The 16,381-nt window shown below is 68.8% G+C and carries 11 protein-coding genes and 2 tRNA genes; 8 read left to right on the plus strand and 5 right to left on the minus strand.

Annotated elements, in window-relative coordinates; genetic code table 11:
• Window positions 1-37: 37 nt before the first annotated feature.
• Entirely contained in the window at window positions 38-3,394 is a 3,357-nt protein-coding gene (locus ABD719_RS02015) for a glycosyltransferase (protein ID WP_344691694.1), read from the plus strand.
• A gap of 167 nt (window positions 3,395-3,561) precedes the next feature.
• Here ABD719_RS02015 and ABD719_RS02020 read toward each other — a convergent pair whose 3' ends face one another.
• Both ABD719_RS02020 and ABD719_RS02025 read right to left on the minus strand, forming a co-directional pair.
• Window positions 3,562-4,458, minus strand: coding sequence for a DMT family transporter (locus ABD719_RS02020; protein WP_344691695.1), 897 nt, complete (start codon window positions 4,456-4,458; stop codon window positions 3,562-3,564).
• Between the two features lie 48 nt (window positions 4,459-4,506).
• Complete coding sequence (locus ABD719_RS02025) at window positions 4,507-5,046, minus strand: TetR/AcrR family transcriptional regulator (protein ID WP_344691696.1); 540 nt, start codon at window positions 5,044-5,046, stop codon at window positions 4,507-4,509.
• Between the two features lie 75 nt (window positions 5,047-5,121).
• Between ABD719_RS02025 and ABD719_RS02030 the strand changes: the two genes are divergently transcribed.
• Window positions 5,122-5,592: a monooxygenase family protein gene (locus tag ABD719_RS02030; RefSeq protein ID WP_344691697.1), complete on the plus strand. Its 471-nt coding sequence runs from the start codon at window positions 5,122-5,124 to the stop codon at window positions 5,590-5,592.
• On the opposite strand, the gene ygfZ is transcribed toward ABD719_RS02030, so the two are convergent.
• Entirely contained in the window at window positions 5,589-6,296 is a 708-nt protein-coding gene (ygfZ, locus tag ABD719_RS02035; RefSeq protein WP_344691698.1) for a CAF17-like 4Fe-4S cluster assembly/insertion protein YgfZ, read from the minus strand. The genes ABD719_RS02030 and ygfZ overlap by 4 nt on opposite strands.
• An 85-nt stretch (window positions 6,297-6,381) precedes the next feature.
• On the opposite strand from ygfZ, the gene pyrC reads away from it, so the two are divergent.
• Complete coding sequence (pyrC, locus tag ABD719_RS02040) at window positions 6,382-7,425, plus strand: dihydroorotase (RefSeq protein ID WP_344691699.1); 1,044 nt, start codon at window positions 6,382-6,384, stop codon at window positions 7,423-7,425.
• Here the strand turns inward: pyrC and ABD719_RS02045 are convergent.
• Window positions 7,422-8,171: a DUF1134 domain-containing protein gene (locus ABD719_RS02045; protein WP_344691951.1), complete on the minus strand. Its 750-nt coding sequence runs from the start codon at window positions 8,169-8,171 to the stop codon at window positions 7,422-7,424. The two genes, pyrC and ABD719_RS02045, sit on opposite strands and share 4 nt — an antisense overlap.
• Window positions 8,172-8,324: 153 nt before the next feature.
• Between ABD719_RS02045 and ABD719_RS02050 the strand changes: the two genes are divergently transcribed.
• Together ABD719_RS02050 and ABD719_RS02055 are read left to right on the plus strand one after the other, a co-directional pair.
• Window positions 8,325-8,414, plus strand: a tRNA-Ser gene (locus tag ABD719_RS02050).
• A 385-nt stretch (window positions 8,415-8,799) separates the two neighbouring features.
• Window positions 8,800-9,861, plus strand: a complete 1,062-nt coding sequence (locus ABD719_RS02055; protein ID WP_344691700.1) for an alpha/beta hydrolase fold domain-containing protein — start codon at window positions 8,800-8,802, stop codon at window positions 9,859-9,861.
• A 264-nt stretch (window positions 9,862-10,125) separates the two neighbouring features.
• On the opposite strand, the gene ABD719_RS02060 is transcribed toward ABD719_RS02055, so the two are convergent.
• A tRNA-Gly gene (locus tag ABD719_RS02060) sits at window positions 10,126-10,200 on the minus strand.
• Between the two features lie 130 nt (window positions 10,201-10,330).
• Between ABD719_RS02060 and ABD719_RS02065 the strand changes: the two genes are divergently transcribed.
• The 3 genes from ABD719_RS02065 (at window position 10,331) to ABD719_RS02075 (ending at window position 16,377) form a co-directional block, all read left to right on the plus strand.
• Window positions 10,331-11,152 (plus strand): ImuA family protein, encoded by an 822-nt coding sequence (locus tag ABD719_RS02065; RefSeq protein ID WP_344691701.1) that lies wholly within the window; start codon window positions 10,331-10,333, stop codon window positions 11,150-11,152.
• Complete coding sequence (locus ABD719_RS02070) at window positions 11,112-12,608, plus strand: Y-family DNA polymerase (protein ID WP_344691952.1); 1,497 nt, start codon at window positions 11,112-11,114, stop codon at window positions 12,606-12,608. Before ABD719_RS02065 ends, ABD719_RS02070 begins: the two co-directional genes overlap by 41 nt.
• 250 nt (window positions 12,609-12,858) lie before the next feature.
• Entirely contained in the window at window positions 12,859-16,377 is a 3,519-nt protein-coding gene (locus ABD719_RS02075) for an error-prone DNA polymerase (protein WP_344691702.1), read from the plus strand.
• Window positions 16,378-16,381: the final 4 nt, after the last annotated feature.

The following is a 16,381-nucleotide window of genomic DNA, read 5'->3' on the forward strand; positions in this document are numbered from 1 at the left end:
GTAGCCGCCGGACCATCTTCTGGTGCCGAAAGTCCGCATGACCCAACCGATCTTCTACGACGCCAGTGGCCGCCGCCGGCGAATCGCCGGAGCGATATTGCTGGTGCTGGCGCTGGGGCTGGCGGTGCTGGTCTGGTGGACCGCGACCGTTCTGGGCGCGCGCGATCCCCATGCGCCGCTGCGCTTTGTCGAGGACGCCGACGCCCCGCAAGGACTGGCGGTTGCCGCCTCCGCCGACGCAACGGCGGCGTGGCTACCCGAGGCGGGCACCGCGGCGGCGGGCAAGGCGCCGCTTCGACTCGGCTTCTACATGCCGTGGGATGCCGCATCTCGGGCGTCGCTTGCCGCCCATGCTGGCGATCTCGACTGGCTGGCGGTAGGGCTGGCGACGGTGACGGGGGCGAATCACCACGTCGCTTACGAGCATGACGGGGAACTGGCGACGTTGCTCGCCGGGCAGGCGCGGTCGCCACGGCTGTTGCCGATGATCCAGAATGCGATGACGGATGGACGCTGGGACGGGGAGGGCACCGCCCGTCTGCTTGCTGCCGCGCCGGCGCGGGCGCGGTTCGCCGACCGGCTCGTCGCGCTGGTGACGGCGGAGCGGGGCGCGGGGGTGATGCTCGACCTCGAAAGCCTCCCCGCCTCGGCGCACCGCGATTATCAATTGTTTCTGCGTGAACTGCGTGCCCGTTTCGCGCCGCGCGGCTGGGCGGTGATGCTGGCGGTGCCGGTCGGCGATCCGGCATGGGATCTGGCGGCCTATGCCGCCGTCGCGGACCGGCTGGTGCTGATGGCGTATGACGAACACTGGATGGGGGGCGAGGCGGGACCGATCGCCTCGCAGGGCTGGTTCGCGCAGGCCGTTGCGGCGGCGGTGGCCCGCACCGGCGCGGACAAGGCGATCGTCGCGATCGGCAACTATGCCTATGACTGGGACGGTCGCCGCACGACGCCGCTGACGGTGGCGGCGGCGTGGCAACTCGCGGCGCAGGCCGGGGTGACGCCGCAATTCGACCGGGCGAGCGGCAATCCGCATTTCGCCTATACAAAAAACGGGCGGACGCATCAGGTGTGGTTGCTCGACGCGACGACCGCGTGGAACCAGCGGCGCGCGATCGAGCGCACCGGGGCGGCGGGCATCGCACTGTGGCGGCTGGGCAGCGAGGACCCGCGGCTGTGGGATGCGCTGGCGGCGGGGGCCGGTGCGCGGCCCGACCTGTCGGTGCTGCCCGCCCCGGCCGGGATCGAGGTGACGGGGGTCGGCGAGATCATGCGGCTCGACCGGCAGGCGACGGCGGGGCGGCGAACGCTGGCCTATGACCGCGACGGCCTGATCCGCGATGTGCGGATCGACGCGCTTGCGAGCGGCGATCTGGTGCAGCGCACCGGCGCGCGGCGGCGACTGGTGGCGCTGACCTTCGACGACGGGCCGGACCCGGCATGGACGCCGCAGATCCTTGACGTGCTGAAGCGCGAACATGCGCCCGCGACGTTCTTCGTCACCGGCACCAATGCGCTGGGGCAGCGCGCGCTGCTCAACCGCATCATCGACGAGGGCAGCGAACTGGGCAACCATTCCACCAGCCATGCCGATCTGGGCCGCGAACCCGCCGCGCTGGTGAAGCTGGAACTGAACGCGACGGCGCGACTGGTCGAGGCCTATACCGGGCGCGAGATGCGGCTGTTCCGCCCGCCCTTTCTGGGTGACGCCGATCCGGGCACGCACGACGAACTGCATGCGTCGCGGGCGGCGGCGGATCTGGGATATCTGACGGTCGGCCTGAACGTCGATCCGCTCGACTGGCGTGCGCCCGGCGTCGAGGCGATCGTCGCGAACACGGTGCGACAGGTGATGGCGGGCACCCATGCCCGTCCGGCGCAGATCGTGCTGCTTCACGATGCCGGCGGCGACCGCAGCCAGACGGTGGCGGCGCTGCCGCGGATCATCCGGACGCTGCGCGCGCGCGGCTATGATTTCGTGACGGTATCGACGCTGGCCGGGCTGCCGCGCGCGGCGACGATGCCGCGTCTCGATGCGGGCACGACGGTGCGGGCGGCGCGGACGAGCGGCCTGTTCGCCGGGCTGTGGGGGCTGCGGGAAGGGCTTGGGCTGCTGTTCGTCGCGGTGATCGTGCTGGGCATGGGGCGGTCGCTGGCGCTGACCGCACTGGCATGGCGGCATCGGCATCGCGGCGAACCGCCGGTGGCGGCGCCGCATCTGGTGCCGCGCTTCGTGTCGGTGCTGATCCCCGCCTTCAACGAGGCGCGGGTGATCGAGGCGTCGGTGCGGCGCATCCTGCACAGCCGCGACGTGCATCTGGAAGTGATCGTGATCGACGACGGGTCGACCGACGATACGTCCGCGGTGGTGCGGGCCGCGTTCGGGATCGACCCGCGCGTCACGCTGCTGACGCTGGCGAACGGGGGCAAGGCGGCGGCGCTCAATGCTGCGCTGCGACAGGCGCGCGGCGACCTGATCGTCGCGCTCGATGCGGATACGCAGTTCGAACCGCACACGATCGCGTTGATGGCGCGCTGGTTCGCCGATCCGGCAATCGGCGCGGTGGCGGGCAATGCGAAGATCGGCAATGCGGTGAACTGGATCACCCGCTGGCAGGCGGTGGAATATGTCACCGCGCAGAATCTGGAACGCCGCGCGCTGGCGGCGCTGGGGGCGGTGACGGTGGTGCCCGGCGCGGTCGGCGCCTGGCGGCGCACCGCGCTGGATGCGGTGGGCGGTTATCCGGAGGACACGCTGGCCGAGGATCAGGACCTGACGATCGCGATCCAGCGCGCCGGCTGGCGCATCGCCTGCGACACGGCGGCGGTGGCGTGGACCGAGGCGCCGGAGACGGCGCGCGCGCTGTTCAAGCAGCGTTTCCGCTGGGCCTATGGCACGCTGCAATGCCTGTGGAAGCATCGCGGTGCGATCGGTCGGGGCGGATTGGGACGGATCGGCCTGCCCCAGGCGATCGTGTTCCAGTTCCTGCTCGCCGCGGTGTCGCCGCTGATCGATCTGGCGCTGGCGGGGGCGGTGATCGGCACCGGCTGGCGCATCGCCCGCGATGGCTGGTCGGCGACGGGGGGCGATACGGGCACCGTGCTGGCGTTCTGGGCGGCGTTCACCGCGGTCGATCTGGGTTGCGGCTGGGCGGCGTTCCGGATGGACGCGCGCGAGGGGCGGTTCCCGGCGATCCGGCTGCTGACGATGCGCTTCGGCTATCGCCAGTTGCTCTACGCGGTGGTGCTGCGCGCGATCGCGGCGGCGGTGACGGGGCCGAGGATCGGCTGGGGCAAGCTGGAGCGCAGCGGGCGCGTCACCACCCCCGCCGCGACGCCGGCGACCGTCGTGTCGATACCGGTCCGGGTGCCCTTCCGGCGGGCGGCGTAACGCGCTTTCAGAAGAATGGGTTCACGCGGAGACGCGGAGACGCGGAGGGATTCTGGCGGCGCAGCCGATCATGCGATAACGGCGGTCGTTAACCGTCAGGCCGCTGAAGAAGCGGATCACCTCCGCGTCTCCGCGTGAACCCATTCTTCTGCGCTGCGCGGACCGCCTCAATCCAGCGACAGGCCGTGGGTCGCATCGGCGGCGCGGGTGGTGTCGGATCGCTCGCCACGGACGACGACGATGCTGCCCGCCACGATCAGCACCCCGCCCAATACCAGCGGCCAGCCCGCCGGATCGCCGAACATACCGATGCCCAGCGCGGCGCCGATCAGCGGTTCGATGTTGATGAACACGCCCGCGCTGGCGCTGTCGACGCGCGCCGCGCCATATTGCCAGGCTGCGGTGGCGAGGAAGGTGGACAGCAGCCCCTGTCCGATGATGCCGCTCCATGCGACGGTGCCGAGCGCCAGTGGCGGCGCACCGTGCTGCAACAGCGCGACCGGCAGCACGGTGGCGGTCGCGACGACCAGCGTGACCGAGGGAACCGCCATCGCCGAGCGGGTGACGGGCGCCCGCTTCAGCACGATCAGCCAGGCGAGGAAGATCAGTAGCGACAGCAGCGACAAGGCGATGCCGATCGCGGTTCCCGCGCCACCCGGCTTGCCCGCGATCAGGGCCGCGCCGATCGTCGCGGCGGCCACCCCGGTCCATGACGCGCGGCTGACGCGTTCCCCCATCAGGTGCGCCGCGACCGCGATCAGCGCGGGCATCGCCCCGACCAGCAGTGCCGCCAGCGTGACGGTGACGCCGGCCAGCCCCTCGAACTGCACCATGAAGGCGAGGCCATAGAACATGCCCGCCAGCAACACCGGCGGCGACCGGAATAGCGCCCGTGCCTCCGCACTGGCCAGGGCGAAGGGCAGCGCGGCGACGCTGGCAACCGCGAAGCGGAGCAATACCATGTGTGCCGGCTCCACTGCGCGCAGCGCCAGCTTGCCGAGCGGGAAGCCCAGTCCCCAGAACAGGCCTGCCGCAGCGAGGGCGATGAAGGCGGCGCGATGCATCACCACCCCATGCCCCGCCGCCGCCCGCATGGCGAGGGGGGATCCGCCTCAGCCTTTCCCGTCAGATGATCGACACAGCCCGGTGGCGAACAGGGTCAGCACACTTTCCCGTTCTGCCCGATCGGGGGGCAGGCGTTCCGCCAGCGACAGCATGGCGAGACCGTGGACAATCCCCCACGCCGCCACCGCGGCATGGGGCCGATCGTCGCCGGTGATCGTCGCAACCCGTTTCGCCAGCACCGCATAGGCGGCGGTGCCACAATCGACATCGGTCGTCGCCAGTCGGGCGCCGGCGAACATCAGCCGGAACAATGCGGGTCGGTCGAACGCCATATCGATATACGCCATGCCCTGTGCGACCAGCGCCGCAACGGGGTCAGTCCGTTCCGCGTCCGCCGTGCGGAGCCGATCGGCCAACTCTGAAAAGCCGCGATCCGCGACCGCGCCGAGCAGGGCGGCCTTGTCTGCAAAGTGACGATAGGGCGCCATGGCCGACACCCCCGCCGCCCGCGCCACCGCACGCAGGCTGATGTCCGCCTCGTCCCCCTCCAGAAGATTCAGTGCCGCCTGGATCAACGCAGCTCGCAATCCCGCCTCTTGCATCTCAGTTTACACCGTATACATGGCCACTATGTGTACGGTGTAAGCCAAGGAGGCGAAGGCATGCAATCGGGACCGGTACGTGAAACGGTAGACCTGACCGGCTATCCCGATCTGGTGGTCGTCCTGCTCGGCTTCCGGATCGGGTCGTTGCGCACGCTGCCCGCGCTGATCGCGATCGGGCGGGGCCTGCGGATGATTCGGCATGACCGCCCCGATGGATTGCTGGGGGACGAACAGTTCCTGTTCGGATGGAACCACCTCGGCATCCGTCAATACTGGCGCGATCCAGCGGCGCTGGAGCAATTCACGCGCTCGGCCATCCATGCCGGGTGGTGGCGTGATTTTCTGCACGACACCAAAGGCGCGGGCTTCTGGCATGAAGCTTATCACGCCCGTGGCGGGATGGAGGCGATCTATGTCGACATGCCCGGCCGTCCAGGCTTGGCCGGCTTCGCACCGCTCAGGGCACCGGTCGGGCCGTTCATGTCGGCGCGCGACCGGGTACGGGCGGATGCGGCCGCACGGCGTTAATCAGCCAGTGCCGCCGCCAGCCAGGCCGGACGCAGCGCGTCGCCCAGTGCTTCGACGCGGCGATGCTCGACCATCAGCCCCAGCGCCGGATAAAGGGCGCGGGTGCGGTCGCCCGCCGGCGCGATCGGGGCGACGACCAATCGGCGGTTCACCTTGGCGCGGTGGTGCATCCGCGCGGTGTTCTCCTGTCCGACATAGCAGCCCTTGGTAAAGCTGACGCCGTTCAGTTCGCGCGCATTGCATTCCAGCCACAGCGTCTCGCCCGACCCGAGTTCGCCCCTCCCCTCCGTCACGCCCAATGACAGGCGATGCGCGGTCCATGCGTTGTCGACCGGTGTGCCGCCCGGCGGGGCGAGCCATCGCCGGCCTAGTTCGGGCAGGCGCGGGTCGGCGATGCCGGCATCGCCATCCCGCGACCAGTGAACCGCAAGCGCGGGATCGATCGCGATCGTGATCGCGCGGCGCAACCGGTACATCGTCAGCCGTCGCGCCAGCGCCTCCGCCTGCGCCGCCTCGACATCGATCAGGATATCGTCGTCGTCCGCCCAGAGCAGGAAATCGAACAACGCCTTGCCCTGCGGCGTCAGCAGCCCTGCCCAGACCGGCAGCGCACTGGCGACATCGTGCGTGACCAGCCCCTGCAGGAATCCGCAGACATCCTCGCCCGCCACCCTCAGCACCGTCCGGTTCGCCAGCATCGTCATCCCGCCTATCTGGCGATGCCACCTGTCCGGCACAATGCGGGCGATCGGGATTGCCGCCCGCCGCCGGCGATCCTAGGGCATCGGCATGACCGATCGCCTGACCATCCGCCGCCCCGACGACTGGCACGTCCACCTGCGCGACGGCGCGATGCTGCATGCGGTGGCCCCCCATACCGCCCGCCAGTTCGCCCGCGCGATCATCATGCCCAACCTGACGCCGCCGGTGACGGATGCGGCGACGGCGCGCGCCTATCGCGACCGGATCATGGCCGCGCTCGGGGAAGATACGGATTTCCAGCCGCTGATGACCTGTTACCTGACGGATCACAGCGCCCCCGACGATATCGTCGGGGGCCATGCCGAGGGGGTGTTCACCGCCTGCAAGCTGTACCCCGCACACGCCACGACCAATTCCGCCCACGGCGTCACCGATATTCGCGCGATGACCGGGGTGCTGGAGGCGATGCAGCGCGCGGGCATCCCGCTGCTGATCCATGGCGAGGTGACCGACCGCTCGATCGATATCTTCGACCGCGAGGCGGTGTTCATCGAGCGGGTGCTGATCCCGCTGATCCGCGACTATCCGGGCTTGCGGATCGTGATGGAGCATATCACCACCGCCGAGGCTGCGGCCTTCGTGACGGAAGCGGACCACCCGATCGCCGCGACGATCACGCCGCAGCATCTGATCCTGAACCGCAACGCGATCTTCGACGGCGGCCTGCGCCCCCATGCCTATTGCCTGCCCGTCGCCAAGCGCGAGGCGCACCGGCTGGCGGTGCGGCGCGCAGCGGTATCGGGCAGCCCGCGCTTCTTCCTGGGCACGGATACCGCGCCGCACGTCGTCGGCGCGAAGGAATCGGGCTGCGGCTGTGCAGGCATCTTCAACGCGCCCTTCGCGCTCGAAGCCTATCTCCGCGTGTTCGACGAGGAAGGCGCGCTCGACCGGTTCGAGGGCTTCGCCGCGGAACACGGAGCGCGTTTCTATGGCCTGCCGCTCAACGAGGGCACGGTGACGCTGGAACGCGTCGCGCAGCAGGTGCCGGCCTCGACCGGTGAAGGCGCAACCGAGGTGGTGCCGTTCATGGCGGGCGAAACGCTGGCGTGGCGGCTGGCCACCGATACCTAGAAGGGCAACCAGCGGCTCTTGTGGGTGAAGTTCATATAGCCGACGTTGACACCCGCCCGCCAGCCGACGCCCAGCCGGATCGGGATCAGCACCACGTTGCCGCGCCGCAGATAGGTCGCGGCGAATCCGCCGACCAGATACAGTCTCCCCTCCGCGCCGGGGAAGCGGTGGAACAGTTCCTCGGTATCGTAGAGATTGTAGACGAGCACGAAGACCTTGTTGGCGTCGCCGCCCACGTCGAAGCCCAGCGACGGCCCGGTCCAGTAGACGGGCTGCTGCCCCTCCACCTTGTGTGTCATCACCCCCGAGCCATAGCGGACCCCGACGATGAACGCGCCCGACGCCTCGCGCCCCGCGATATAGGCGTTGGGCCGGCCCTGTTCCTTCAGCACCTTTTCCAGCAGCCCGGCGAGCCCCTCCGCGCCCTTGCCGAACACGCCCTCGCCCGCGGCCAGCAGGTCGTCGCGCTGGAAGGTGTCGGCCGCCGCCGTGGTCCGTTCGGCACGCGTCGCGGCGGCCTGATCCGCCGGAAGGGGCGGGGCGGCGGCCGGGGGAGCGGGTTCGAGCGGCTCCTGCACCGGCGGCGCATCCTGCCTCGGCACGGTGCGCGTCGCGGTGGCCACTGGTGGCGGCCCGGCCAGATCGCCATCGATCGCCCGATTGGGATCGATCGTGCGCACCTGCGCCATGCCCGGCTGACCACCGAGCGACGCGAGCAGCGCCAGTCCCATCCACACGCTGCGCATCCGACCCATGTCCCCGTTATCCGTTCCGACGTTCGCCTGTTCCCCCGTAGACCAACTCCCGCCTTGCGGCGCAATGAACGATCTGCACGACCGATCGCACGAGGCGGTTGATCGGTCGCGATACCATGGCTATAGCCTGCACCCTGCCGATCCGGAGACGTGGGTGAGCGGCTGAAACCAACGCTTTGCTAAAGCGTCGTACGGGAAACCGTACCGAGGGTTCGAATCCCTCCGTCTCCGCCATTTCGGTTTCTTCCGATCATCCTCGACATCTGATCGTTGGGGGAAGTGGCGTGTCGGCATTCGATGCGCCCGATATCGGCCGCAAGCGATCAGCGCCGAACAAATCTCCGCACGGGTAATCCTGATGTGCCGGGATCAGGCGGCGTCCACAGAAATAGGACGTCGCGGGCACTGGTCGAGCATCCGGCAGCGCTGCCTGGTTACCTGGAAATTTCCTGATCCTTGACCGTCTGAGTTGTCGTCCGGCGGGTCGGAATGGCCAAGGCCGCACGCCCTGCAATCCTGTCCCTTGGCTACAGGAGCAGGCGCGCTTGCCATCGATCCGGCCACTGAATGCCCGGCGCACCACTGCTGACACACATCCGAATCGGTTTTGATGTAGACTGTGCCATCTGAACGGCACAGGGAAATAAACATGAACCTTATCAATATGATCCGGATGGGGAGTGTGATCGCCATGACTGTTGTTGCCGCAGCGGCGTCGGCGGGCGATGCACAACTGCCCGGCTATTCGGCCGGTGCGCAGGTCGTCAGCGTTGATGGAAAGCGGAGCCAGGTCGATCAGATCAGTGGCGTGATCTATTCGCAAATCCGATCGACAAGGGCGGTCCGACAGTTGCGCATGTCGCTGATCGTGCCGCGGACCAGCGATCTGAAGCCCGCAATCGTCTATTTCCCGGGCGGGGGCTTCACCTCCGCCGATCACGAGAAATATTTCGAGATGCGTTCCGCTTTGGCGCAGGCCGGCTTCGTCGTCGCGGCCGCCGAATATCGTGTCGTTCCCGACAGGTTCCCGGCCCTGGTGCAAGACGGCAAGGCTGCCGTCCGTTACCTGCGGGCCCATGCGGCGGAATACGGCATCGACCCCGCCCGGATCGGCGTGCTCGGGGATTCCGCCGGTGGTTATGTCTCGCAGATGGTCGCCGTCACCAATGGCGAGAAGAGCTTCGACAAGGGCGATTATCTTGACCAGTCGTCCGACGTGCAGGCGGCGGTCACGCTGTACGGCATTTCGAATCTTCTCAATATCGGCGAAGGATTCCCGCCGAAGATTCAGCAGACGCACCAGTCGCCCGCGGTGACCGAGGCGCTTCTGGTCAACGGCCCGGCGTTCGGCGGTTTTGCCGGCGCGGCGATTTCGACCGATCCGGCCAAGGCGCTGGCCGCCAGTTCCATGGGCCACCTGAACGGCGTCGAGCCTCCGTTCCTCATCATGCATGGCACTGCCGACGCGCTCGTCTCGCCGGTGCAGAGCAAGCAGTTGTTCGAGGCATTGCGGGCCAAGGGTAGCAAGGCGGACTATGTATTGGTGAAGGGGGCCGGGCACGGCGACCTGACCTGGTTCCAGCAGCCCGTGATCGACCGGGTGGTCACCTGGTTCAAGGCCGTGCTGGGCGGCCCGATCGCCAAGGTCGGCGGCGAGGATGAGCCCAAGGCCAATCTCTAACCATTAACGGTTTTTCCGGTGCCGGTCCCGCGTGGCGGCCGGCGCCGGAGAACCGGTTCCGGATATGATCCCGTCGGTGGGATGTGGTGAAGACGCACCATACGGGTTCGTCATAGAAGCGCGCTGGATGATTTCGATCCGGATACGGACGTGCTTTGCTTCAGCCTTTGGGCCTGTCGCTGCTTTCCCGCTGATAACACAGTCCGCGACGCAGAAAGTGGCCCCGAGAGACTATTGTAACTGCTTGATAATATTTGAAAAAACTGGAGCGGGCGAAGGGATTCGAACCCTCGACCCCAACCTTGGCAAGGTTGTGCTCTACCCCTGAGCTACGCCCGCTCTGGCGCCATGAGCCGGCGGACCGGCTGGGTGAGGCGGGCCACTAGCAGCGGGTGGGGGATGCTGCAAGCGCAAATGAGCGAATTTCTTGCTTGGCGATTTCATCGACAGAACATTACAAGAACAACTGATGATCGAATCGCCTGCCTTCCTTGCCGAAACGGCATCCGCCGTGCTGATCGCGCAGTTGCGGCGCGTGGCAGGTGCGACGGTCGTGGCGGGCGATGGGCCGCCGGGCGATGCGTGGCGAACCGTGGGGATGACGCGTGCGCAATTGCATGAGGTCTATGCCGTAACGCCGGACGATGCCGCGGCGGCGACCGGCTTCGCGCTGGCGCTGGCGTTGGCGGCGGGAGCGCTGCCGGCGCTGTGGGTGCGGATCGAGCGTGACGAGCGCGGTGCTGGTCGCCCCTATGCCGCCGGGCTTGCCGAACTGGGACTGCCGCCCGAATCGCTGGTGCTGGTGCTGGTACCCGACGAGCCGGCGCTGCTGCGCGTGGCGGCGGATGCGGCGCGCTGTCCGGGGCTGGGACTGGTGCTGGTCGAAAGCCGGGGCCGCGCCGCCGGGCTGGACCTGACTGCGACGCGGCGGCTGATGCTGGCGGCGGAGGCATCGGGCGTGACGGTGCTGAGCGTGCGGATTGGCGCCGAGCCGGTGCCCAGTGCGGCCGCCACCCGCTGGGGCGTCGCGGCCGCGGCGTCGCAACTGTTGACGGCGGGGGCGGGGGGCGACGTTCCCGGCCTGCCTGCCTTCAATGTCGAATGCCTGCGGCGACGTGGCGGCCCCGCCGGCACCCGCTGGCGCGTGGAGTGGAACCGTGAAACCCGTTGCTTCGACCCCCTCGATCCCGGCGCCAGCGCGCAACCGGCGCTGGCTGGCGCTGGTCTTTCCCTGGCTGGCGGTGGAGCGGCTGCGCGCGACGCGCCCGCATCTGTTCGTCGGACGGGGTGAACATCCGCTCGCGTTGGTGGAGACAGTCGGCAATGCGGTGCGGCTCGCCGCGCTGGACCGGTCGGCGATGCAGGCGGGGCTGGTGGCGGGGCTGACGCTGGCCGATGCCCGTGCCCGCGTGCCCGAGCTGGAGGTGTATGACGGCGATCCACATGCCGATCTCGACTGGTTGGAACGGCTGGCGGACGGGTGCGCGCGCTATACGCCGACCGTGGTGCTGCTGCCGCCCGATGCGCTGCTGCTCGACATCACCGGCTGTACCCATGCGTTCGAGGGAGAACGGCCGATGGCCGCCGATGTCGAGGCGCGACTGGCGCGGCGCGGCGTGCTGGTGCGCCATGCGTTCGGCGATACGGCGGACGTGGCGCATGCGCTGGCCCGGTTCGCCGGCGCCCCCGCTCCGGACGAGCGCGGGGCGGTGCGGCGGCTGCCGGTGGCGGCGCTGGGGCTGGAACCGGAAGATAACGACGCGCTGACCCGCGCCGGGCTGAAGACGGTGGGCGACGTGATGACGCGTCCGCTGGCGGCGATCGCGGCGCGGTTCGGCGAGGGGGCGGCGATGGCGGTGCGCCGTCTGTCTGGTGAGGCGAAGGCCCCGGTCACGCCCCGCATTGTCGCGACGCCCGTCATCGTCGAGCGCCGCTTCGCAGAACCGGTCGCGCGCACCGATTACGCGCTGGCGACGATCGCTGATCTAGCGGGCGAGGCGGCGGCGGCGTTGGAGAAACGAGCCGAAGGAGGCCGCCGCTGGGAGGCGCGGCTGTTCCGCAGTGACGGGCAGATCCGCCATCTCCGCATCGAGACGGGGCGGCCGACGCGCGACGTGGCGGTGCTGATGCGGCTATTCGCGGAGCGGATCGAGGGGTTGGCCGATCCGCTCGACCCCGGTTTCGGTTACGACCTGATCCGCCTGCACGTCGTGCTGGCCGAGCGGCTCGACACCAGCCAGTTGCGGTTGGAGGGCGGCGGTGAGGTGCATGGCCCGCAGCAGGAGGTCGCCGCGCTGGTCGATCGTCTGACGACGCGGCTGGGCCGATCGCGCGTGCGCCGGTTCGCGGCGCGCGACAGCCATATTCCCGAACAGGCCGAACTGATGCTGCCCGCCGCCGCGTCGCCGCCAGCGGCGGCGGAATGGCCGCGGCCTGAACCGGGCGAGCCGCCGCTGCGCCCGATCTATCTGTTCGATCCGCCGCAGCCGATCGATTCGATCGCCGCCGAAACGCCCGACGGCCCACCCGCCCGCTTCCGCTGGCGTCGCACCGTCCACGACGTGGCACGGGCCGAGGGGCCGGAACGGATCGCGGGCGAATGGTGGCGCCGCCACGATGCGCCCATCCCCACGCGCGACTATTTCCGGATCGAGGATCATCGCGGCCGCCGGTTCTGGATTTTCCGCCACGGGCTGTATGCGGAGACGGAGAATCCGCGCTGGTACGTCCACGGGCTGTTCGCGTGATGCGCGCGACGGGCGGTCATCCCGCTTTTGGCAGAGATGCGCAAAGACCCCCCCTGCTTCCCCGGCAGAAGCCGAGGTCCCGTTGGGTGGAGGGTCGCGATAGGTCACGACGGCCTTCCCAACGGGACCCCGGCCTCCGCCGGGGAGGATTTGGTGGTGAGGTGGTACCTGTTGCCGCAACTATTCGCATGTGCCGACACGGTCGACCGCGCATCACGGACATACGAAGGGGCATCGCGAAGGCCTGGCGATGACGGCCTTTGCCGAACTGGTGGCGGCCACCGCCTTTTCGTTCCTCGACGGGGCCAGTCAGCCGAGCGACATGGTGTCGCGCGCAGTCGAGTTGGAGCTGGCCGGCATCGGTATCGCCGATCGCAACACCGTGGCGGGCGTCGTCCGCGCGCATGACGCGCTGAAGCGGGCACGGATCGGCCTGCTCGGTACGACGCTGCCGCCGCTCGATTTCAGGCTGGCGGTGGGGGCGCGACTGGTGTTCGCGGACGGCACGCCCGACATCGTTGCCTATCCGTCGACACGCGAGGGCTGGGGGCGGCTGACCCGGCTGCTGACCATGGGCAATCGTCGCGCGCAAAAGGGCGGCTGCGTCCTTGGGCTGGGCGACCTGATCGCGCTGCACCGCGACCTCCTGCTGATCGTGCTGCACGAATCGAGCGATCGTGGAGCCGTGCCAGTGCCGGGGGCCGAACTGCCGCCGGCTCGCACCGACCCTGGCCTGCCGGCAACGCTGGCGGCGCTGACCCGGCTGGGCGGCGATGCGGTGTGGCTGGGGGTGACGATGCCACGCACCGGCCGCGACCGGCGGCGGTTGGCGCGTCTGGCGGCGGTGGCGGATGCCGCCGGCGTGCCGCTGCTCGCGACCTGCGACGCGCTCTATGCGTGGCCGGGCGACCGTGACCTGCACGATGTCGTCACCTGTATCCGCGAAGGATTGACCGTGCAGACCGCCGGCCGCCGCCTTGCCGCCAATGGCGAACGGCACCTGAAGGACGAGGGCGAGATGCAGCGCCTGTTCCGCGACCGGCCGGCGGCGGTGACGGAAAGCGGGCGGTTACTGGCGCGGATCGAATTCTCGCTCGACCAACTCCGTTACGAATATCCGCACGAACCGGTGCCGCCGGGATGGGGGCCGCAGGCGTGGCTGGAACATCTCGTTTGGCGATCCGCGCTCGACCGCTACGACGATCATGTGCCGGACAAGGTGATGCGGCTGCTGAACGAGGAGTTCGCGCTGATCGCCGATCGCGACTACGCCTATTATTTCCTGACCGTCCACGACATCGTCCGTTTCGCGCGGGCCTGCAAGCCGCCGATCCTGTGCCAGGGACGGGGATCGGCGGCCAATTCGGTGGTGTGCTTCCTGCTCGGCATCACCTCGGTCGACCCGATGAAATACGACCTGCTGTTTTCGCGCTTCGTCTCGGCCGAGCGTGACGAGCCCCCCGATATCGATGTCGATTTCGAGCATGAGCGGCGCGAGGAGGTGATGCAGTATATCTATCGCCGCTACGGGCGCGAGCGGGCGGCGATCGCCGCCACCGTGATCCATTACCGCCCGCGCAGCGCGGTGCGCGAGATCGGCCGCGCGCTGGGCCTGAGCGAGGGTGTGACGCAGCGGCTGACCAGCACCGTCTGGGGCAGTTTCTCCGACCGGTTCGGGCCCGAGCGGTTCGAGCAGACCGGCCACAGCCTCGCCAACCCGGACATGGCGCGGCTGCACGATCTGGTGAACCGGCTGCTGAAGTTTCCGCGCCACCTGTCGCAGCATGTCGGCGGGTTCGTGCTGACCGAGGGGCGGCTGGACGAGATGGTGCCGATCCACAACGGCGCGATGCCCGATCGCACCTTCATCGAATGGGACAAGGACGATATCGATTGTCTGGGGCTGATGAAGGTCGATATCCTCGCGCTGGGGATGCTGACCTGCATCAGGAAGGCCTTCGACCTGATGGCGGCGAACGGGCTGGGCCGCCCCACGCTCGACAATCTGGCGGTGGAGGAAGACGACCGCGTCTATGCGATGCTGCAGAAGGGCGACAGCATCGGCGTGTTCCAGGTGGAAAGCCGCGCCCAGATCAACATGCTGCCGCGGTTGAAACCACGCGAGTTCTACGATCTGGTGGTGCAGGTCGCGATCGTGCGGCCGGGGCCGATCGAGGGCGATATGGTCCACCCCTATCTCCGCCGCCGGGCGGGGAAGGAGAAAGTGGAGTTTCCGGCCCCCGATCCGCGTCACGGGCCGGCGGACGAACTGCACCAGTTGCTGCGCTTCACCTATGGCGTGCCGCTGTTCCAGGAACAGGCGATGAAGCTGGCGATCGTCGCGGCGGGCTTCACGGGTGGTGAGGCGAACCAGTTGCGCCGTGCGATGGCGACGTTCCGCAACGTCGGCGGGATGACCGATTTTCGCGCGAAGCTGGTCGATGGCATGGTCCGTCGCGGCTATCCCGCCGACTTTGCCGAGCGATGCTACAAGCAGATCGAGGGGTTCGGCAGCTACGGTTTTCCCGAAAGCCATGCGCTGTCCTTCGCGCGACTGGTCTATGTGTCGTCATGGCTGAAATGCTTCCATCCGGCGGTGTTCTGCGCGGCGCTGCTCAATTCGCAGCCGATGGGTTTCTATGCACCCGCGCAACTGGTGCGCGATGCGGTGGAGCATGGCGTCATCGTGCGGCCGGTCGATGTCAATCATTCGGGATGGGACAATGCGGTGGAGGCAGGGGTTACCGCGGCTTCTGCCGTTTTTCTTCCCGAAGAAACGGCATCGCCACTTTCCTGCCTCCCCGGCGGAGGCCGGGGTCCAGTCGGGATGGCCCCGGTATGTCATCACACCGGTTCGCCCAACTGCACCCCGGCTTCCGCCGGGGAGGTGCAGGGGGGGATGGAGGATGGCACCGTCGCCATCCGGCTCGGCTTTCGCCAGATCGACGGGTTCCGGGGCGACTGGGCCGCCGCGATCGCCGATCACGCGCCCTATGTCTCGATCGAGGACCTCGCCCGCCGCGCCACCCTGCCGCCCCGCGCGCTGCGGTTGCTGGCCGATGCGGATGCGTGCGGGTCGCTGGGGCAGAACCGGCGCACCGCGGGTTGGGAGGTGCGGCGCACCCCGCCCGCGCAACTGCCGCTGTTCGCCGCCGCCGATGCGCCCGAACTGGGGGTGGAGCCCGATGCCGCGTTGCCGCCGATGCCGCTCGCCGAACAGGTCGTCGCCGATTACCAGACGACGCGGCTGTCGCTGAAGGATCATCCTATGACCTTCCTACGCGCGCTGTTCCGGGCCGAAGGCGTCTTGTCTGCCGCCGATCTGGCGCGGGTGAAGGACGGCCGCCGCGCCAGCGTGGCAGGCATCGTGCTGGTCCGGCAGCGGCCGGGCAAGGGCAATGCGATCTTCGTCACGATCGAGGACGAAACCGGCATCACCAACGGGCTGTTGTGGGCGCGCGATTTCGAGGCGAACCGGCGGGCGGTGATGGCGTCGCGGCTGATGGTGCTGCACGGTGTGGTCCAGCGCAGCGAGGAGGGCGTCGTCCACCTGATGACCGCGCGGGTCGACGATCGCAGCCACGAACTGGCGCGCCTGTCGTCGGACTATGCCGCCGACCCGCGCCCCGCGCCCGCCGACGCGGTGGTGAAGCCGGTCTATACCCGCAGCCCCGATCCCCGCCATCACCAGCCGGCCCCCGCGACCCATTCCCACGCCACGCATCCCCGTGACGTGCGCGTGTTGCCCAAATCACGGGACTTTCATTAAGCAG

Source organism: Sphingomonas cynarae (genome assembly GCF_039537815.1).
Taxonomy (GTDB): domain Bacteria; phylum Pseudomonadota; class Alphaproteobacteria; order Sphingomonadales; family Sphingomonadaceae; genus Sphingomonas; species Sphingomonas cynarae.